Annotated in this window: 9 protein-coding genes, 20 tRNA genes and 3 rRNA genes (1 of these 32 running past the window's edge); 28 read left to right on the top strand and 4 right to left on the bottom strand. The window is 45.0% G+C overall.

From position 1 onward, the window contains the following. Nucleotides 1–333: 333 nt before the first annotated feature. The 4 genes from R4Z09_RS29510 to R4Z09_RS29500 all read right to left on the bottom strand — a co-directional run bounded on the left by R4Z09_RS29510 (nucleotide 334) and on the right by R4Z09_RS29500 (nucleotide 6,608). Nucleotides 334–3,141 carry a DEAD/DEAH box helicase gene (locus R4Z09_RS29510; protein ID WP_338450173.1) on the bottom strand — a complete coding sequence of 936 codons (2,808 nt, stop codon included), beginning with the start codon at nucleotides 3,139–3,141 and terminating at the stop codon, nucleotides 334–336. Next, a complete protein-coding gene (locus R4Z09_RS29505; RefSeq protein ID WP_338450172.1) occupies nucleotides 3,134–4,738 on the bottom strand; it encodes an SWIM zinc finger family protein in 1,605 nt (534 codons plus the stop codon). The genes R4Z09_RS29510 and R4Z09_RS29505 overlap by 8 nt, the downstream gene beginning before the upstream one ends. A 659-nt stretch (nucleotides 4,739–5,397) precedes the next feature. Further along, nucleotides 5,398–5,904: a CBO0543 family protein gene (locus R4Z09_RS31220; protein WP_422392231.1), complete on the bottom strand. Its 507-nt coding sequence runs from the start codon at nucleotides 5,902–5,904 to the stop codon at nucleotides 5,398–5,400. A 545-nt stretch (nucleotides 5,905–6,449) separates the two neighbouring features. Further along, nucleotides 6,450–6,608: a hypothetical protein gene (locus R4Z09_RS29500; RefSeq protein ID WP_338450171.1), complete on the bottom strand. Its 159-nt coding sequence runs from the start codon at nucleotides 6,606–6,608 to the stop codon at nucleotides 6,450–6,452. Nucleotides 6,609–7,055: 447 nt separating this feature from the next. Between R4Z09_RS29500 and R4Z09_RS29495 the strand changes: the two genes are divergently transcribed. The 28 genes from R4Z09_RS29495 to R4Z09_RS29360 form a co-directional block, all read left to right on the top strand. Next, a complete protein-coding gene (locus tag R4Z09_RS29495; protein ID WP_338450170.1) occupies nucleotides 7,056–7,379 on the top strand; it encodes a PadR family transcriptional regulator in 324 nt (107 codons plus the stop codon). After that, the gene (locus R4Z09_RS29490) at nucleotides 7,372–7,932 is read left to right on the top strand and encodes an HAAS signaling domain-containing protein (protein ID WP_338450169.1); all 561 of its coding nucleotides are present in this window, start codon (nucleotides 7,372–7,374) and stop codon (nucleotides 7,930–7,932) included. The genes R4Z09_RS29495 and R4Z09_RS29490 overlap by 8 nt, the downstream gene beginning before the upstream one ends. Further along, on the top strand, nucleotides 7,925–8,734 hold the full coding sequence (locus R4Z09_RS29485; protein WP_338450168.1) for a DUF4097 family beta strand repeat-containing protein: 810 nt from the start codon (nucleotides 7,925–7,927) through the stop codon (nucleotides 8,732–8,734). The genes R4Z09_RS29490 and R4Z09_RS29485 overlap by 8 nt, the downstream gene beginning before the upstream one ends. A gap of 555 nt (nucleotides 8,735–9,289) precedes the next feature. Next, nucleotides 9,290–10,839 (top strand): 16S ribosomal RNA (locus R4Z09_RS29480). A gap of 281 nt (nucleotides 10,840–11,120) precedes the next feature. Next, nucleotides 11,121–14,052, top strand: a 23S ribosomal RNA gene (locus R4Z09_RS29475). Between the two features lie 61 nt (nucleotides 14,053–14,113). Then, nucleotides 14,114–14,229: ribosomal RNA gene (gene rrf / locus R4Z09_RS29470) — 5S ribosomal RNA — on the top strand. The 16S, 23S and 5S rRNA genes sit together here with 20 tRNA genes alongside, the layout of an rRNA operon. Nucleotides 14,230–14,281: 52 nt before the next feature. Next, a tRNA-Glu gene (locus tag R4Z09_RS29465) sits at nucleotides 14,282–14,356 on the top strand. 47 nt (nucleotides 14,357–14,403) lie between these two features. Next, nucleotides 14,404–14,479 (top strand) — tRNA-Val (locus tag R4Z09_RS29460). A gap of 37 nt (nucleotides 14,480–14,516) precedes the next feature. Beyond that, nucleotides 14,517–14,592, top strand: a tRNA-Thr gene (locus R4Z09_RS29455). A gap of 173 nt (nucleotides 14,593–14,765) precedes the next feature. Beyond that, nucleotides 14,766–14,841: transfer RNA gene (locus R4Z09_RS29450), tRNA-Lys, on the top strand. A 33-nt stretch (nucleotides 14,842–14,874) separates the two neighbouring features. After that, a tRNA-Leu gene (locus R4Z09_RS29445) sits at nucleotides 14,875–14,956 on the top strand. A gap of 129 nt (nucleotides 14,957–15,085) precedes the next feature. Beyond that, nucleotides 15,086–15,160 (top strand) — tRNA-Gly (locus R4Z09_RS29440). A 12-nt stretch (nucleotides 15,161–15,172) separates the two neighbouring features. Continuing rightward, nucleotides 15,173–15,249: transfer RNA gene (locus R4Z09_RS29435), tRNA-Arg, on the top strand. Between the two features lie 27 nt (nucleotides 15,250–15,276). Next, nucleotides 15,277–15,353 (top strand) — tRNA-Pro (locus R4Z09_RS29430). An 8-nt stretch (nucleotides 15,354–15,361) separates the two neighbouring features. Beyond that, nucleotides 15,362–15,437, top strand: a tRNA-Ala gene (locus R4Z09_RS29425). Nucleotides 15,438–15,472: 35 nt separating this feature from the next. Further along, nucleotides 15,473–15,546: transfer RNA gene (locus R4Z09_RS29420), tRNA-Met, on the top strand. 19 nt (nucleotides 15,547–15,565) lie between these two features. After that, nucleotides 15,566–15,658: transfer RNA gene (locus tag R4Z09_RS29415), tRNA-Ser, on the top strand. A gap of 37 nt (nucleotides 15,659–15,695) precedes the next feature. Next, nucleotides 15,696–15,769, top strand: a tRNA-Met gene (locus R4Z09_RS29410). A gap of 3 nt (nucleotides 15,770–15,772) precedes the next feature. Further along, nucleotides 15,773–15,849: transfer RNA gene (locus R4Z09_RS29405), tRNA-Asp, on the top strand. A 14-nt stretch (nucleotides 15,850–15,863) separates the two neighbouring features. Then, a tRNA-Phe gene (locus R4Z09_RS29400) sits at nucleotides 15,864–15,939 on the top strand. A gap of 5 nt (nucleotides 15,940–15,944) precedes the next feature. After that, a tRNA-His gene (locus R4Z09_RS29395) sits at nucleotides 15,945–16,020 on the top strand. 7 nt (nucleotides 16,021–16,027) lie between these two features. After that, a tRNA-Gln gene (locus R4Z09_RS29390) sits at nucleotides 16,028–16,099 on the top strand. A gap of 7 nt (nucleotides 16,100–16,106) precedes the next feature. Beyond that, nucleotides 16,107–16,180 (top strand) — tRNA-Gly (locus tag R4Z09_RS29385). Between the two features lie 8 nt (nucleotides 16,181–16,188). After that, nucleotides 16,189–16,262 (top strand) — tRNA-Ile (locus tag R4Z09_RS29380). 142 nt (nucleotides 16,263–16,404) lie between these two features. After that, nucleotides 16,405–16,479 (top strand) — tRNA-Asn (locus tag R4Z09_RS29375). A gap of 84 nt (nucleotides 16,480–16,563) precedes the next feature. After that, nucleotides 16,564–16,637, top strand: a tRNA-Arg gene (locus tag R4Z09_RS29370). A 748-nt stretch (nucleotides 16,638–17,385) separates the two neighbouring features. After that, nucleotides 17,386–18,795, top strand: coding sequence for an amino acid permease (locus R4Z09_RS29365; RefSeq protein ID WP_338450167.1), 1,410 nt, complete (start codon nucleotides 17,386–17,388; stop codon nucleotides 18,793–18,795). A gap of 236 nt (nucleotides 18,796–19,031) precedes the next feature. Then, nucleotides 19,032–19,064: the 5' portion of an MmcQ/YjbR family DNA-binding protein gene (locus R4Z09_RS29360; protein ID WP_338450166.1), read on the top strand. The gene runs 303 nt beyond the window's last position; only the first 33 of its 336 coding nucleotides appear in the window; the start codon lies at nucleotides 19,032–19,034; its stop codon lies beyond the right edge, outside the window.

The raw sequence follows: 19,064 nt of genomic DNA, 5'->3' as shown, positions 1-19,064 counted from the left end.
CGACCAAGGGATAACAAAAGAATAACCTTAGTGCAAATAATAACAAAAAAGAGCAAAAAAAGATATAAAAGAATAATAACATTATTTGAAAAATTAATTAAGTGATATACATCACTAGACACGGGAAAAGTCAAAGATACAAAATAATACCCTAGACTATGTACTATAGCAAAATAACAAAACGAGCTATACTAAAGTAGTTTACCGCATTAACGAGATGGGGGACAGTCCCCCGGCACGTTAATGCAGTAAAACCATGTGTTCTGCACTTATTATCTTTAATGCGTTAAACCGCCGGGGGACTGTCCCCCAAGCCTTCACCGCAATACCGCGTTACCGCAGATTCACTAAGTCCTTTAATTCGTCTGTTGAGAGCTCAGTGATCCAACTGTCGCTTTGGATGACTTCATCGTTCAACGCTTGTTTCTTATCAAGCATTAAGTCGATTTTCTCTTCCAGCGTCCCAGTGCAGATCATCTTATGCACGTGGACAAACCGTTTTTGTCCAATTCGGTAGGCACGGTCGGTTGCTTGGTTTTCCACGGCTGGGTTCCACCAGCGGTCGTAGTGGATGACATGGTTAGCAGCGGTTAAATTCAGCCCCGTTCCTCCGGCTTTCAGCGACAGGAGGAAGATTGGAAACTCGCGCTCCTGGAAGCGGGCAATCATGACGTCACGCTGATGCTTTGGCACGCTGCCGTTCAAGAACGGTACATCATAGCCAAACTCTTCCTTAATCATTCTCTGAATCATATGACCCATCTCAATATACTGCGTAAAGATCAAGCAGCTTTCCTCCTGCTCGACCACCGATCCGACTAACTCCTGCAGCTTCTCAAGCTTTGCCGATCGCTCCAACAGCCCCTTAGGCCGCTCTTCCTTCAAATACAACGCCGGATGGTTACACAGCTGCTTCAACCGGCTCAGCAACTGCAAAATCAATCCCTTGCGCTCAAAGCTAGATAACTTATCAATCTCCGCCAGCGTATCCTTCACAAGCTGCTCATACAAGGAAGCCTGCTCAGCCGTCAACGGACAGTATTCCTTCTGCTCCAGCTTATCCGGCAGATTCAATGCCACATCCTCGTCCTTCTTCGTTCTCCGTAATAAAAACGGCCGAATCAACGCCTGCAGCTGTTGAATCTTCGCTTTCTCATCATCACGCTCAATCGGCAGCACGTACCGCTTCTGGAACTGGCCGCTCGAACCTAAATATCCATGATTAATAAAATCAAAAATCGACCATAACTCGGTCAAACGATTTTCCATCGGTGTTCCCGTCAACGCAATATGATGACGACCCTTTAGCTTCCGGACCGCACGCGACTGTTTCGTACCGGCATTTTTAATATTCTGCGCCTCATCAATCGCAATTGAACTCCATGTCACCGACTCCAGCTCCTCAGCATCCAGCGGCGTCAATCCATAAGACGTCAACACCACATCCGCCTCACCGGCAGCAGCAGTAAACTCTTCCGCCTTCAACCTGCCAGATCCATAATGCAAATGCACATTCAAATCAGGGGCAAACCGCTCAAGCTCCTTTTGCCAGTTCCCCAAAACAGACGTCGGACAAATAATCAACGCCGGCCCGGCCTCAGGCTCCCGCTCACGCACACGCAGCAGATATGAAATCAACTGCACCGTCTTACCCAGACCCATATCATCGGCCAGACACCCGCCAAAGCCATATTTTCGTAAGAACAGCATCCAGCTCATCCCAAGCTGCTGATAGGGCCGAAGCTCACCGTGAAACCCATCAGGCACTGTCTCAAGCGGCAGCGACTTCAAATCACGCAGACCCTTGACCATCTGCTTCCAATTTCGGTTCAGCTCAATCTGGATTTTCGCAAACGCCTTCGGATTCTCCAGCTCGTCTTCCTCCAAGCCATCCTCGGCAAATAACTCCTGCTCAATGATATCGCGGACATGCAGGCCTTCCTTTTCCGCCTTTTTCATCAGCTCCTGAATCTGATGGATAAACGCCGGATCGAGCTTAATCCAGCGCCCGCGGATATACACCAAACGCCGCTTTTCTTCCACAAGCTGGCTGAATTCCTCCTCAGACAAATCCACGCCGTTCATCGAAAAGCGCCAGTCATAATCCAGCATCGCCTGGAGGCCGACAAACGACGGACGGTGGCTCGAATTGCCTTTTACCTTGGCCTTCACCTTCAAGCTCGCATTTTTCATTGCCTGCCACCATGACGGCAGCAGGATATCCACGCCGAGTACGAGCAGCGTTTCGCTCGCATCTGTTAAAAATAACCACGCTTCCTCTTCGGTCAGCTTATCCGTCAGACCCTTATCTCCATTCAACCATGGAAATAGCCGGACCCAGCGCTCTTGCTCCGTCTCAATCCGATCCAAAAACGGCTGCCACCGCTTCGGGTATTCCGACTCATTCCCAAAGTCGACCGCCAAATCGGGATTTCTTTTATCACGTAAAAAAAGCTCTAACGTCCAGAAGCTGTCCACATCCGCCGGCTCCTCGAGCTTCAATCCGAGCGTAAACGGAACAGGACTTTCGATAATGCCCATCCACTCTCGGAAGCTTTGTTCGTCAAAAAAGGCTGCCAGCTGGCGTGGTGCAATCGATCCTTCGCGAAGCGCCTTCAGCTTATCGCCAAACGCATGTTTTAGCTCCTTATTTTGATTCATATAATCGTTCAAGGAATGGTTAAACCATTTTCGCATAAAAGCTCGCACATTCTCCCGCTCCCAAAAAGCAGGCAAAAACTCATCCCACACCCGGTCGGGCAGGACCCATGAGAACTCATCGCGCTCCCAGGCAGCAAAGTCCGGAAGCCATTCCTTTTCCAAAATCGCTTCCTTCACCGTATGGGCAGTGGAAAGGCACAACTCGGCAGTCTCATCCCAATCCCACTCAATCATGCGGTTAAACTGCTCGCTCGCAAACAGGGTCGCCAGCTGCCAGCCGTTCAACACAAATCCTTCAATCCCATCAAACGTTTCCGTTTCGAGCATCGTCCCGAAAAACGACTCCTGATGGTAGTTAAACAGCAGATACTGCCACACAGAAGGGGAGTAAAACTGCTCATTCCCGTCCGTCGCATAAATAAAATAACGGTCCTCATCCAAATCCTCTACAAAGATCTTGATATATCTAGATTTAAGCATCGATCAACTTTCCCCTTTTACATTCTTCCTGGAACGCACGCAGCCGTTTTGTGCGGACAAGCAGCAGTTCTAAATACAAGTTCCAGTCGTCAATGCGCTTCATTTTTTTATAAATCGTGCGCAGCTTTTTCAGCTTTCGCACCGCAGCCTTGTACGCATCCCGATTTTTCCCATCAATATCCGCCTGAATCGCCTGATGATAGAGCGGGAGCAGAATCGGCGCACTCTCAGCTGTCAGTGTCTTAATCCGCTCCTTTGACACATTCTCGAAATTAAACCCGACATATGTCTGCAGCTCCATCCATTTTTCGTACTCTTTTTTTTCAAAAAGATAATGCTCATAGTCGTGGAAGCTGTACGGCAGCATCTGCACTAACGCCTTCTCGTAGAGATCGAGACGATTGGCCTCGACACAATACGGCGTTATTGTCTGGGACGCCATCCTCATAAATTGGCGGCAGGCATAATAATCATTCTGCCAGCTCAAATAATCCTTTATACGGCCGACAAATTCGACAACAAACGGCTCCATCCGCTTTGTCTCCAACTGCTCCAGCCAGTAAAAGAGATATGGCGTAATTTCCTCGTCTAATGGATGGATGAGCGCAAGCGCCTCATCATCCTCTCGCCGGAGAATATGCAAATGGGCGAGCCCGGCCCTCACCGGCAGACTCTTATCCTTTACGGCCGCAAGCTGTGCCTTCACATCCTCGCGCCATTCCTTCTTCTTAAAAAGATCACTCCACAGCAGGCGGAACAAATGAACACGGTCAAATTCAATCGGAAAATCGGTCAAGAGGAGGGGCAGCGTATCATCCTTCAGCTGTTCAATAAACTCATCAAACGCAAACGGCATCGACTGTACGGAAAGTCGATTGGATAAATCCTCAATATCATCAAGGATATTTTGAAAAAGATGACGGTAATACCGGTCCACCGCAGCCTCATCATGTTCAAGGTTAATGCTGAGCTCGAGCAATTTTTCAAACGAAATCACCGAGCCAATCAGCATATAGAGATTTTTCCACTCCTGCTTAAACGGAGCTCCCGCTTTCAAGCGGCGGGTATAGACACCGAACAGCTCATTCACGAGGTACGGCTTCGGATTCCCGCTCCCAACGATCTGATCAAAGCTTTCACGAAACGCATTCGTCCAAGTATTGTAATCCGGCTTCATATAACCGGCTGTCTTAAGCAAATCCTTGGCCCGGTCAAGTCCAAACGTCTTCGCTTCCTTCTTCTCGCGCAGCGGCTTCCGCCATTCATCGACCCAAGTCGATACACTCCCGCCGCCATGTGATAATATCTTAAAAAACACCGCCATCTGATGACGGCAAAACCCTTCAGTGGGACACGAACACTCACTCAATGTGGGGAGGTTCAAATCCAGCCGCACCTTCGCCGGTATCACATCCTGCACTGTCCCAAGCACCGCATCCTGCTCCAGCTTCAACTGCGACACACTATTCTGGCGGAACAAAATAAAGCCCTTATGCACAACCGCCTCATCAACAGACGACTCCGTATTCAGCGAGCCCTTCAATTCATCCGAAAACCACTGCAACGGCTCAATAAAACTCTCTGGAATCTGACTCACAAAATCCCCCCGAATCAAAACATATCTTCTATTATACCTTTCTTTCACAGCCATAGTAAATTCCCGAAGAAACAAGGGGCTCGTTCTTTTCCGGTAGCAGAGAGGTTGGTTTCTTATGTGGAAGCAAATGGCCCGTACTCTTGCGGAAGCAGCTGGGTGGTTCTCATGCAGAAGCAGAGGGACGTTCTCGTGCTTACTTTTTGGAAAAGCTCAACATCAGTGGAGGTTAAGTGGTAAATAAGTTGAGGTTGTAGGTAGATAAAGGGATTTTCTAGTGGGAATCGAAAAATCTAACCAGGCAGTTGCCACCAGAAAGAGTAATTAATCAAAAGCGACGGATCAAGCGGGATTTCGTTTCATAGAAGTAAGGTCTCAAGCCTCTTCAATACTGGTGTAAAATTATTTCCGCGGTTTTTTGCATCATATCCGTGTTTTTCAAGCATAAATCCGCGGTTTTAAAACACATATCCGCGCTTCTAATCCGTATTTTTACTTTTTCTGGAAAAAGAAAGAGGAGGGACGGTTCTCGTGCTTCCTAATCTGCTGCCTAAAAAGGATCCATCCTAATCAATTTATAAATAGTAAATCACTTATAGAAGTAATTATTCTTATTCGTAGCAGTTCTTTTAAAAAATAAATGAGCACTTCGAAACAATCCTCTATTTCATATCACTAATTTTCACATCAAAAATATTTAATAAAGTGATAATAAAAGCAATAGATATTAACCAAGCGAATAGAGGCCATTTTTGGTGAACAGGTAGAATGAAGAAAATCATGCACGTAAATAAAACTGACCACCCGAAATTCCAACCGTTGTGATAGGTGATAAAACCAAATCGGCTGTTTATGTACTCGAACGATAGATAGATTACTGTCCATAGCAAAAACCAAAAGGTACGTTTAATCCAACCTTGAGGAAACCTCCCTAAGTATATTAATGCTGTTGCCGAGTATGAAACAACCATTGCTAAAATTGTAATCATTGTGTGGTTAGGGAGGATTAAGTCATGAAATACCCACATTGACTTTTTATAAAGCAAAAAGTTATATAAAAAATCTCCAATGGTAAAGAAAAGAATGGTTGAATAATACCTTTTCCAGTTCCGCCAATCTCCCCATATATAACCTACTATCAAATATAGAGTATTTATTAAAATATACATAACACCATTCCTCTAAGGTATTAACCAATATTTTGCAACAAGTAAATAATTATATTCCTTATTAAGGATGTTTTTTATCCAACTTTTAGATAAATACCAGCTATAATTACTCAGGAGCTTTTGTAAAAGGAAGCAAGGGGACGGTTCTTGTGCTTCCGACTTGTAATGGAGATTCCTTAATATCGGGTTTTATAGAAGAAATGTATGTTGTAGCGGTAAAAAGAAATGTCGTGTTTTAGGTGGTCTATGTCTGAAAGGGGGCTCGTCTAACGAAGTTATTACTGTACATGTTAACGGGGAATTAAGCGAAGTGAACAAATAAAAGTATCTAATGTACATGAATCGTTTCTAGTTAAAGTGTCATTCGTAAAGTAAAGCAAAAAGATGAATAATAAGTCTGTTCCTTGGACTTAGAGATATAGATAACTATTGAGATAACTGCTCTTCTGTCTTGTAAACATTGTGGGAAAAGACTTGTAGTACAAGGAACAGCGCATCTAAGATAAGATGAAATGTATTTATGGTGTTGTAATGCCTGGATAACGTTAAATATCTTGTGTTAATAAACGCACCTGTTCTTTTTTTACTAACTCAACATAGCGATAAGAGTACTTTGAACTTTCCTTTCTGATCTCTATACATCCATTTCCATAATCATAAATAATAGTATAAATTTCATCATTAAAGACAACTCTTTTTTGCATTATATCCACACCCTTCGAAATATTTGTCCTAATTTAAATTTTAAGGGTATTCGTGAAATTAACAGTAACATACATCACAGATGAAGAATAACGAATCTTAAGTACTATATTCAAATAGTAATGGATATCGAGACATAGAACTATATAGCTATGAACATAATCCTTCAATAGCCCCAAAATACATGGTAAAGGCAGGGGACCTGTTCTTTTACATCCCTTGTACTCTTTAAAATATATATGCGTTTAATTCAAACCCCGGATACAATCCTTTAAACAAGCAAGATTATTACTTTTAGTGAAAGTTCCTGAATGTAAAATAATTGTAAAGAATATCGTTTAGTACCTTGCATTAAACAGTACCGTTTGATATATTCATCACAGATACTTATAAAATCCAGTACTGTATATTAAACAGTAGTAGTTGTTCAGAAATGGGGTGTAGCTCGAGTGAACGTACAATTTAAAAAGGGTGTATTGGAATTATGTGTTCTCGTTCTATTGGATAAGCAGGAACGTTATGGGTATGAACTGGTTCAAAAGATATCCGAACAGATTGATATATCTGAAGGATCAGTTTATCCGCTGCTAAGACGACTGACAAAAGAAGGATACTTTGCAACCTATTTAAAGGAATCGACCGAAGGACCGCCAAGGAAGTATTATCGGTTGACGGACAGCGGAAGGACTTATCTTAACGACTTGCTTCAGGAATGGAGAGAGTTCACAAACGGAGTCAATCAATTAATAAAAGAAGGTGTAAATAATGACTAAAAATGAATTTTTAGCAGAATTAAAGGCATCTTTGAAGAAAATTCCATCAGATGAAAGACAGGATATTTTACAAGATTTTCAAGAGCACTTTGATATTGGATTAGAGGAAGGGAAGACCGAAGAAGAAATCTCTGCTTCTCTTGGTTCTCCTCAGCAAATTGCAAAAGAGCTAGTGGCCAACTATCGTGTCGAAATGGTCGAGGACAAGGTAACAACGGGAAATATATTTCGAGCGGTATGGGCTGTCATTGGCTTAGGCTTTTTTAACCTGATCATCGTGCTGGGACCTTTTGTTGCTTTAGCAGGAATCATCATTGCTGGTTGGATTATTGGAATTACATTTGTCGCCGCTCCGTTATTGGTATTAATCAATGTGGCTGTATATCCGCAGATTTTTGAATTTTTTGATTTGTTCTTTTCTATCGCCCTTGCTGGTCTTGGTTTATTTATTGCAATCGGGATGTTCTTCGCTACCCGCTCTCTTACAAATGGATTTGTCCGTTATTTAAAGTATAATGTAAGACTTGTGAAAGGTGGCTTAAAACATGCCTAATATGAAAAAAATATCGATTGTTGCCTTATTTCTTTTATTGGTTGGCATTACCGGGAGTCTTTTAACCTTTCATACAAAAAATCAAAATGCATCTATTAAAGAAGAAAGAGTTTTTAACAATGAAAGTATTACAGGATTTAATATAAAGGCGGACAATGCAGAAGTAGAAATGATCCCTGTTAACCATTCGCAAACAAGAGTGACACTGACAGGGGGATCTCAAAAAAATAAAGAATATGACTTTGAGGCAGATGTACAGGGGAAGACACTATATGTGAGTTTAAATGAAAAACAGCTTAAATATTATAACTTTGATTTCTCTAATTCTGCACTTAGTATAAAAGTATATGTTCCTGAAAAATTATACGACAATTTGCAGGTTGAACTTGCCAATGGAAATGTATATGCAGAAGGATTAGAGATTAAAGAGGCAGCGGTAAATACAATCAATGGAACCGTTGATTTAAATCGTTTAGAAACATCTAAGGTTATAGTTGAATCAGATAACGGGGAAATATTCCTTGAAGATATAGAGGGTGATATTTCAGGGGAGGTTATGAATGGATTAATCACTCTTAAGACCAATCATTTAGATCGTAACATTGATTTGGAAAGTAAGAATGGCGCGATTGATATTGTAACCGAAAAAGAGCCGACAAATGCCATCATTAATGCGGATGCTACTCATGGAGCTGTTGATATTTTTGATGATTTAAAAAGTGCATCGGTGTTTGGAAAAGGCGAAAACCAGATAACGCTAACTACGCTTAATGGGAAAATTACTGTATCGAAAGTCGATTAAATATCATGGGGGAAACTGATAAAAAACAATTGTATTTTCGAGTCTTATCCTTTAATCTTCGTTTATTCGGAGTATCTTAAATTAAATATAAGTTAAGTTTAGTAATTCATCAAACACCCTTCTGTATTAATAGGGTGTTTTTTTGCCTTGAGTTATCAAAGTTATACATTAGTGCTTTTTTATAAAAAGAAAAAGGAAGTTGATTCAAAAAACATATCATGATACTATGTGTTTTCGTCACTTCTATTAGTTCTATTAAAAAGAGTGTGAAGAACAACATTCTCGAATTAATGAGAATGTGTAGGAAATAAAAAACTTTTAAAAGGAAGTTGACTTCCTTCGTTGGAGTTGTTATATTAATAAACGTCGCTGAAACAACGACTTTCACAAAAAACGAAAAAGTTGTTGACTTTGACATAGTGAAATGTTATATTATTTTTTGTCGCTAATGAGGCGATGATAACTGATTGTTCTTTGAAAACTAAACAAAGCAGAAACGTCAACGTTAATTCTAGTTGCCTTATGGCAACAAAACTTATGAGCTATTCAAACACTTTATTGGAGAGTTTGATCCTGGCTCAGGACGAACGCTGGCGGCGTGCCTAATACATGCAAGTCGAGCGAACTTTTGGGAGCTTGCTCCCAAAAGTTAGCGGCGGACGGGTGAGTAACACGTGGGCAACCTGCCTGTAAGACTGGGATAACTTCGGGAAACCGGAGCTAATACCGGATAATTCTTTCCTACTCATGTAGGAAAGCTGAAAGGCGGCTTCGGCTGTCACTAACAGATGGGCCCGCGGCGCATTAGCTAGTTGGTGAGGTAACGGCTCACCAAGGCGACGATGCGTAGCCGACCTGAGAGGGTGATCGGCCACACTGGGACTGAGACACGGCCCAGACTCCTACGGGAGGCAGCAGTAGGGAATCTTCCGCAATGGACGAAAGTCTGACGGAGCAACGCCGCGTGAGTGATGAAGGTTTTCGGATCGTAAAACTCTGTTGTTAGGGAAGAACAAGTACGAGAGTAACTGCTCGTACCTTGACGGTACCTAACCAGAAAGCCACGGCTAACTACGTGCCAGCAGCCGCGGTAATACGTAGGTGGCAAGCGTTGTCCGGAATTATTGGGCGTAAAGCGCGCGCAGGCGGTTCCTTAAGTCTGATGTGAAAGCCCACGGCTCAACCGTGGAGGGTCATTGGAAACTGGGGAACTTGAGTGCAGAAGAGAAGAGTGGAATTCCACGTGTAGCGGTGAAATGCGTAGAGATGTGGAGGAACACCAGTGGCGAAGGCGACTCTTTGGTCTGTAACTGACGCTGAGGCGCGAAAGCGTGGGGAGCAAACAGGATTAGATACCCTGGTAGTCCACGCCGTAAACGATGAGTGCTAAGTGTTAGAGGGTTTCCGCCCTTTAGTGCTGCAGCAAACGCATTAAGCACTCCGCCTGGGGAGTACGGCCGCAAGGCTGAAACTCAAAGGAATTGACGGGGACCCGCACAAGCGGTGGAGCATGTGGTTTAATTCGAAGCAACGCGAAGAACCTTACCAGGTCTTGACATCCTCTGACAATCCTAGAGATAGGACGTTCCCCTTCGGGGGACAGAGTGACAGGTGGTGCATGGTTGTCGTCAGCTCGTGTCGTGAGATGTTGGGTTAAGTCCCGCAACGAGCGCAACCCTTGATCTTAGTTGCCAGCATTCAGTTGGGCACTCTAAGGTGACTGCCGGTGACAAACCGGAGGAAGGTGGGGATGACGTCAAATCATCATGCCCCTTATGACCTGGGCTACACACGTGCTACAATGGATGGTACAAAGGGCTGCAAAACTGTGAAGTCGAGCGAATCCCATAAAACCATTCTCAGTTCGGATTGCAGGCTGCAACTCGCCTGCATGAAGCTGGAATCGCTAGTAATCGCGGATCAGCATGCCGCGGTGAATACGTTCCCGGGTCTTGTACACACCGCCCGTCACACCACGAGAGTTTGTAACACCCGAAGTCGGTGGGGTAACCGTAAGGAGCCAGCCGCCTAAGGTGGGACAGATGATTGGGGTGAAGTCGTAACAAGGTAGCCGTATCGGAAGGTGCGGCTGGATCACCTCCTTTCTAAGGATATAACGGAAAATCCCGTATGGGATTCTAAAATAAGTTGACGTATTCTGACTTTGTTTAGTTTTGAGAGAATAATCTCTCAAAAAAAGCATTGCTCCTGCGCCGCAGTATTTCGGAGAAGTAACTCCTCAGCTCGTCGCAAGGCAGCATGAAGTAACGCTACAAAGTCATTCATGATGTGAATGAAGTAAGTAGCCTTGTTCCTTGAAAACTAGATAATATAATGACAAGACATCATTGAAATAAAGTTCTTTTTAAATTTAATTTTTAACTTAGGTTAAGTTAGAAAGGGCGCACGGTGAATGCCTTGGCACTAGGAGCCGATGAAGGACGGGACTAACACCGATATGCTTCGGGGAGCTGTAAGTAAGCTTTGATCCGGAGATTTCCGAATGGGGAAACCCAGCATCCGTAATGGGATGTTATCTTTATCTGAATACATAGGATATTGAAGGCAGACCCGGGGAACTGAAACATCTAAGTACCCGGAGGAAGAGAAAGCAAACGCGATTCCCTGAGTAGCGGCGAGCGAAACGGGAACAGCCCAAACCAAGAGGCTTGCCTCTTGGGGTTGTAGGACACTCTACATGGAGTTACAAAGGAACGGGGTAGACGAACAGGTCTGGAAAGGCCGGTCATAGAAGGTAAAAACCCTGTAGTTGAAACTTCGTTCCCTCCTGAGTGGATCCTGAGTACGGCGGGACACGTGAAATCCCGTCGGAAGCAGGGAGGACCATCTCCCAAGGCTAAATACTCCCTAGTGACCGATAGTGAACCAGTACCGTGAGGGAAAGGTGAAAAGCACCCCGGAAGGGGAGTGAAAGAGATCCTGAAACCGTGTGCCTACAAGTAGTCAAAGCCCTTTTACGGGTAATGGCGTGCCTTTTGTAGAATGAACCGGCGAGTTACGATTACATGCAAGGTTAAGTTGAATAGACGGAGCCGCAGCGAAAGCGAGTCTGAATAGGGCGTTTAGTATGTGGTCGTAGACCCGAAACCAGGTGATCTACCCATGTCCAGGTTGAAGTCCAGGTAACACTGGATGGAGGACCGAACCCACGCACGTTGAAAAGTGCGGGGATGAGGTGTGGGTAGCGGAGAAATTCCAATCGAACTTGGAGATAGCTGGTTCTCTCCGAAATAGCTTTAGGGCTAGCCTCATGTTGTAAGAATCTTGGAGGTAGAGCACTGTTTGGACTAGGGGCCCCCATCGGGTTACCGAATTCAGACAAACTCCGAATGCCAAAGATTTATCCATGGGAGTCAGACTGCGAGTGATAAGATCCGTAGTCAAAAGGGAAACAGCCCAGACCACCAGCTAAGGTCCCAAAGTATACGTTAAGTGGAAAAGGATGTGGAGTTGCTTAGACAACCAGGATGTTGGCTTAGAAGCAGCCACCATTTAAAGAGTGCGTAATAGCTCACTGGTCGAGTGACTCCGCGCCGAAAATGTACCGGGGCTAAACGTATCACCGAAGCTGTGGGTGGACATCTTACGATGTCCGCGGTAGGAGAGCGTTCTAAGGGCGTTGAAGCCAGATCGGAAGGACTGGTGGAGCGCTTAGAAGTGAGAATGCCGGTATGAGTAGCGAAAGATGGGTGAGAATCCCATCCACCGAATGCCTAAGGTTTCCTGAGGAAGGCTCGTCCGCTCAGGGTTAGTCGGGACCTAAGCCGAGGCTGAAAAGCGTAGGCGATGGACAACAGGTTGATATTCCTGTACCACCAAAATCCGTTTGAACGATGGGGGGACGCAGGAGGATAGGGTAAGCGCGCTGCTGGATTAGCGCGTCCAAGCAGTTAGGCTGCCAGCGAGGAAAATCCCGTTGGCGTGAAGGCTGAGCTGTGATGGCGAGGGAAATATAGTACCGAAGTTCCTGATTCCACACTGCCAAGAAAAGCCTCTAGTGAGGATTAGGTGCCCGTACCGCAAACCGACACAGGTAGGCGAGGAGAGAATCCTAAGGTGAGCGAGAGAACTCTCGTTAAGGAACTCGGCAAAATGACCCCGTAACTTCGGGAGAAGGGGTGCTTTTTAGGGTGAATAGCCCTGAAAAGCCGCAGTGAATAGGCCCAGGCGACTGTTTAGCAAAAACACAGGTCTCTGCGAAGCCGCAAGGCGAAGTATAGGGGCTGACGCCTGCCCGGTGCTGGAAGGTTAAGAGGAGAGGTTAGCGTAAGCGAAGCTTTGAATTGAAGCCCCAGTAAACGGCGGCCGTAACTATAACGGTCCTAAGGTAGCGAAATTCCTTGTCGGGTAAGTTCCGACCCGCACGAAAGGCGTAACGATCTGGGCACTGTCTCAACGAGAGACTCGGTGAAATTATAGTACCTGTGAAGATGCAGGTTACCCGCGACAGGACGGAAAGACCCCGTGGAGCTTTACTGTAGCCTGATATTGAATTTTGGTACAGCTTGTACAGGATAGGTAGGAGCCTAAGAAGCCGGAGCGCCAGCTTCGGTGGAGGCGTCGGTGGGATACTACCCTGGCTGTATTGACATTCTAACCCGCACCCCTGATCGGGGTGGGAGACAGTGTCAGGTGGGCAGTTTGACTGGGGCGGTCGCCTCCTAAAAAGTAACGGAGGCGCCCAAAGGTTCCCTCAGAATGGTTGGAAATCATTCGTAGAGTGTAAAGGCACAAGGGAGCTTGACTGCGAGACCTACAAGTCGAGCAGGGACGAAAGTCGGGCTTAGTGATCCGGTGGTTCCGCATGGAAGGGCCATCGCTCAACGGATAAAAGCTACCCCGGGGATAACAGGCTTATCTCCCCCAAGAGTCCACATCGACGGGGAGGTTTGGCACCTCGATGTCGGCTCATCGCATCCTGGGGCTGTAGTCGGTCCCAAGGGTTGGGCTGTTCGCCCATTAAAGCGGTACGCGAGCTGGGTTCAGAACGTCGTGAGACAGTTCGGTCCCTATCCGTCGTGGGCGTAGGAAATTTGAGAGGAGCTGTCCTTAGTACGAGAGGACCGGGATGGACGCACCGCTGGTGTACCAGTTGTTCTGCCAAGAGCATCGCTGGGTAGCTATGTGCGGAAGGGATAAGTGCTGAAAGCATCTAAGCATGAAGCCCCCTCGAGATGAGATTTCCCATAGCGTCAAGCTAGTAAGACCCCTGAAAGATGATCAGGTTGATAGGTTTGGGGTGGAAGCGTGGTGACACGTGGAGCTGACAAATACTAATCGGTCGAGGACTTAACCACAATTCAATGAATGAACTTGTCAATTATCTAGTTTTGAGGGAACAATCCTTCAACAAAATAGTCTGGTAACAATGGCGAGAAGGTCACACCCGTTCCCATCCCGAACACGGAAGTTAAGCTTCTCAGCGCCGATGGTAGTTGGGGCCTTGCCCCTGTGAGAGTAGGACGTTGCCAGGCTAGACCCCTTTTAGAATCTATTAGGGGTATTATTATTCTCTAATCTAATTTTGGCCCCTTGGTCAAGCGGTTAAGACACCGCCCTTTCACGGCGGTAACACGGGTTCGAATCCCGTAGGGGTCACCATTTTTAATATTATGCGATGATTTAGTCCATAATAATAGAAGAAATGTGGAGGATTAGCTCAGCTGGGAGAGCATCTGCCTTACAAGCAGAGGGTCGGCGGTTCGAGCCCGTCATCCTCCACCATGATTTTTTCACGAAATGAAAATAATCTTCAATATTTGCCGGCCTAGCTCAATTGGTAGAGCAACTGACTTGTAATCAGTAGGTTGGGGGTTCAAGTCCTCTGGCCGGCACCACGATTGACTGCTTCGAAGAGGCTCAATCTACTAGCAAAATTTAGAGTTTTATTCGAGCCATTAGCTCAGTCGGTAGAGCGTCGCACCGTCTCGAAGAGACTGCGACTGCAACAAAAGCCAAAGGCTTTTGGCGCACAAGATCACTAGCTAGTATAGCAAAGTACATTATGTTTGAGCCATTAGCTCAGTCGGTAGAGCATCTGACTTTTAATCAGAGGGTCGAAGGTTCGAGTCCTTCATGGCTCACCAAAGTTTTTTGTTTAGCAAAATAACTTTCCATATGCGGGTGTGGCGGAATTGGCAGACGCACTAGACTTAGGATCTAGCGCCGCAAGGCGTGGGGGTTCGACTCCCTTCACCCGCATTAATTTGCGGAAGTAGTTCAGTGGTAGAAGATTGACCGCCTCGAAGAGGCTCAATCTGCAACAAAAGTCAAAGGCTTTTGGAGCACAAGACCACTAGCTATAATGAAAACACTTTGCATTATACTAATGCGGAAGTAGTTCAGTGGTAGAACACCACCTTGCCAAGGTGGGGGTCGCGGGTTCGAATCCCGTCTTCCGCTCCAATTTTATAAAAAGCGCCCGTAGCTCAATTGGATAGAGCGTCTGACTACGGATCAGAAGGTTATGGGTTCGACTCCTTTCGGGCGCGCCATTTTTACAAATGCTAATCAATCTAAACCGGGAAGTAGCTCAGCTTGGTAGAGCACTTGGTTTGGGACCAAGGGGTCGCAGGTTCGAATCCTGTCTTCCCGACCATTCAAAATGGGGCCTTAGCTCAGCTGGGAGAGCGCCTGCTTTGCACGCAGGAGGTCAGCGGTTCGATCCCGCTAGGCTCCACCATTTTTTTAAATAAAAAAGTAAACGCTTAATATGATGGCGGCGTAGCTCAGCTGGCTAGAGCGTACGGTTCATACCCGTAAGGTCGGGGGTTCGATCCCCTCTGCCGCTACTAATATAAAGCGATCAATGGAGGAATACCCAAGTCCGGCTGAAGGGATCGGTCTTGAAAACCGACAGGCGGGTTAAACCGCGCGGGGGTTCGAATCCCTCTTCCTCCGCCATTTTAAAAAAATGGTACAAATCAATATTTTCTATTATCGCGGGGTGGAGCAGTCCGGTAGCTCGTCGGGCTCATAACCCGAAGGTCGCAGGTTCAAATCCTGTCCCCGCAATCTGGTCCGGTAGTTCAGCTGGTTAGAATGCCTGCCTGTCACGCAGGAGGTCGCGGGTTCGAGTCCCGTCCGGACCGCCAGTTATTTTTAATAAGGCTCAGTAGCTCAGTCGGTAGAGCAATGGACTGAAAATCCATGTGTCGGCGGTTCGATTCCGTCCTGAGCCACCATAATGGCGGCTGTGGCGAAGTGGTTAACGCATCGGATTGTGGTTCCGACATTCGTGGGTTCGATTCCCATCAGCCGCCCCATTTGTTTTGGGCTATAGCCAAGCGGTAAGGCAACGGACTTTGACTCCGTCATTCGTTGGTTCGAATCCAGCTAGCCCAGTTCCTTTGCGGGTGTAGTTTAGTGGTAAAACTACAGCCTTCCAAGCTGTTGTCGTGGGTTCGATTCCCATCACCCGCTCCATAAAATATGGGCCTATAGCTCAGCTGGTTAGAGCGCACGCCTGATAAGCGTGAGGTCGATGGTTCGAGTCCATTTAGGCCCACTTTTATATGAAATGCGTAGGTGACTTCCCTGCTTTGAGAGACGGTGGAGAGCCGATCATGCAAATCCCGGTTTTGGATTTGCGGGAGCGGATCGAAGCGGTCGAAAAGCAAGGAGCCGAAGCTAGACAGAATTAGCATGATTCCGCAGTAGCTCAGTGGTAGAGCTATCGGCTGTTAACCGATCGGTCGTAGGTTCGAATCCTACCTGCGGAGCCATTTTTTTTTTGTGAAAAATAAGCTATCAACACTTGGTTATAAGTAAATTTTATCTTCGAAACTCATATACATAAAAATATATATGCGCCTTTAGCTCAGCTGGATAGAGCAACGGCCTTCTAAGCCGTGTGTCAGAGGTTCGAATCCTCTAAGGCGCGTAAAACGAAAAACTAACTCTTACTATAGGGTTAGTTTTTTTATATTTATGCAATAAAGTTTAGTTTTTACGATAAATACAGCTGGGGATCAACCATCAAAGAGGTGTTTATCCATGACAAAATTCCATCGTCATTACTTGATTACCATGAGGGACAACGTCCATGAAGTCCGTCCGATTTATTTTGTCTCCATGATGAATTCTTGTCGATGGAGAGTTTGGATTTGGTGTAGAAATGGCTCATAGAAAGTTCTTCAAGGCCAAACTGAAGAGGCCAAGCATAGAAAAAGTCCCATAGAAGAGTTCTAAAATCCCAAATAAAAAGGTCTTTCCAAAAAAATGTCTTATAAAAGAATTCTAAAGGACAAAATTCCTGAACGGTGTTGGGGCAAAGGCTTATGGAAGTTTTAAAAGACAAAGTTCAAATCAGAACATAAAAATGTCCTTCATCATGTATACGAAAGATAAAGAATGTTAGGAAAAACATAAAAAGACAGTTTGTAACATTCCTGAATATATAAACATATGTAAGTCCTTCCCTGTTAGAAAGCGATAATATCCAATGATTATGAAAATCATTATGATAAAAGTGTTACATAATAGAAAAATATAATTTAAAATTTACATGAATTTTACAGTACTGTTATCGTTGATGGATTTTTGTATATCCTCGTCTAAAAAAACATAATTGTTAAAAAACCCAAAACCCCTCTTTGAATTTCCACTGGGGAGATAAAGGAGGAAAACAAATGAATAGTTTTTTTAGAAAAAAGTCCATTGATCGATTGCAGGAAGAAGGTACTGGAAAATCGGAGTTTCAACGGGTTCTGGGATTATGGCAGCTAACCGCTATCGGTTTAGGTGGTATTATTGGTGTAGGAATATTTGTTCTAACAGGGGTGGCAGCAGCTGAGCATGCGGGACCAGCTGTGATTCTATCGTTCATTATTGCAGGCCTTGCGAGTGCAGCAGCCGCTTTATGCTATGCGGAGTTTGCCGGGTTAATCCCTGTGGCAGGCAGTGCCTATACCTACAGTTATGCTGTCTTAGGGGAAGGGGCGGCATGGCTGATTGGATGGGATCTACTGATGGAGTACACCTTAGTTATTGCGGTAGTTGCGATTGGCTGGTCAGGATATATGCAGGAGATTCTGGCACAGATAGGTATCCATCTCCCTGTATGGGCACAGGGTGCTCCCGGAACAGGGGAAGGCCATAAAATGGACCTAATTTCGATGTTCATCAGTTTAGGGATCGCGGGTCTCCTTACAACAGGCATTAAATGGGGAGCAAGATTTAATAATGTAATGGTTCTGATAAAATTAGCCATCGTACTAGTTGTCATTGCAATTGGAAGTTTCTTTGTTGAGCCAGCTAACTGGAACCCGTTTATGCCGTTTGGCTTTCATGGTGTGATGGGTGGTGCTGCTTTAGTGTTCTTTGCTGTCTTTGGATACGATACTTTGACAACAGCAGCGGAGGAATCGAAAAATCCACAGCGTGATTTACCGAAAGCAGTTATATTGTCGTTAACCATTGCCCTCTGTCTGTATGTCGGCATGTCCCTTGTTATTACGGGCATGGCTCATTACGATACCTTGAATAATGCCGCCCCGATAGCCAAGGCGTTTGCCAATGTCGGATTAAATTGGATCACCGTTATCATTTCAGTAGCAGCCATTACCGGAATCCTATCTGTTCTATTTTCCTTTATGCTAGCCTGTTCGCGCATCTGGTTCTCCATGAGCCGCGATGGTTTGTTGCCAAAGTGGTTTGCAAAAGTTCATTCAACCTATAAAACTCCATATCGCCCCACCATATTAATCGGTGTGATTGCTGCTATTGTCGCAGGATTAACTCCGATTAATGAGGTAGCAGAACTAGTGAATATCGGCACCCTTTCTGCCTTTATCTTAATTTGTTCCTCCATAATCGTATTACGGAAAAAACGGCCCGATTTAGAGCGGAGATTTAGAACTCCATTTGTTCCTGTTGTCCCGATTATAGGGATTTGCTTTTCAATCTATCTCATCATCAGTTTGCCTTCGATTACCTGGATTCGATTTATCATTTGGATGTTGATAGGAATGGTTCTTTATTATTTCTATGGAAGAAGGAAGAGTAAGCTTTCAGAGATGGGAGAAACTAATGGAAAATGATTTACCTTATTATCAAAAAAAAGAGAGCATCTGCTAAGAAGTAGATGCTCTTTCAACAAATTGGGGAATACAATATCATTCTTGCCTGATTCATAGTGTTCTATTCATATTTCAGTCTATTTTAATGGTAAGATTAAAAATTATGGTTTTTAAATCGTAAAGGGCAATCCTTTACAATATATTTCAAAATACAGTTAAAAATGTTGAGCATATAATCAATTCGAGGAGAAGCACCAGTGAAAAGCAGAAAAGAAGCGATTAATTACTGT

This window comes from Niallia oryzisoli, assembly GCF_036670025.1.
In the GTDB taxonomy this organism is placed as follows: domain Bacteria; phylum Bacillota; class Bacilli; order Bacillales; family Cytobacillaceae; genus Bacillus_BD; species Bacillus_BD oryzisoli.
The sequence above is the reverse complement of the archived record's forward strand: the minus strand, read 5'-3'. Positions and strand labels throughout refer to the sequence as shown.